At 41.7% G+C, this 585-nt stretch carries 1 pseudogene; it reads left to right on the top strand.

Features of this window, described 5'->3' with window-relative positions:
• A pseudogene (locus tag C9J42_RS21380) lies at nucleotides 1-585 on the top strand (hypothetical protein); the annotation flags it as partial.

The raw sequence follows: 585 nt of genomic DNA, 5'->3' as shown, positions 1-585 counted from the left end.
ACTCACAGCATATTCCGCCGCAAGCGCCGGGGAATCAGCAAGGCTTTTGGTCTCAAATGGCCAGAAAAGGTGTGCACTTCCCATTTACTTGCAATAATCATCATGTGTCAAGTAAAGTGTTGCGATCGCGTAAACCCTCTGAGCTTAGAACGTTAGACCCATCTGAAGGCGGCTACAACGAACGTCAAATTAGAGACATCACTTTCCCATGGTGGGGCTTGGTCTATTTTTATGCCGTGACTTTTGCGAAAGTTATTGCCATCTATTTTATGCCGCTGTTTTTTTTGGTTGCAGGTGTCATGAACCTTTCGAGTAAGGCTATTCAAAGTGACTTTAACCAGATTTATCTTGGGTTAATCTGTATATCTGTGGTGTGTCTACTCATTTGGTGGTCTTTCTCTTTTTTTAATGGAAAGTTACCCATTAAAACCTTATTTTCATTAAGCCGAGAAACAGGCATGGTCACACTACATGGCTTCGGTAATAAGGTGCGATTTAGTCACCCTTTTGTTGAGTTTGATTGCTACCTGACAACATCGCCAACCCCACAAGGTTTTATTAATTATCAACTGTTTCTTGTTCATC

The sequence above is a fragment of the Photobacterium sp. GB-56 genome, assembly GCF_003026105.1.
Taxonomy (GTDB): Bacteria; Pseudomonadota; Gammaproteobacteria; order Enterobacterales; family Vibrionaceae; genus Photobacterium.
Note: the sequence above shows the minus strand (reverse complement) of the source record. Positions and strands in the feature narration are given on the sequence as shown.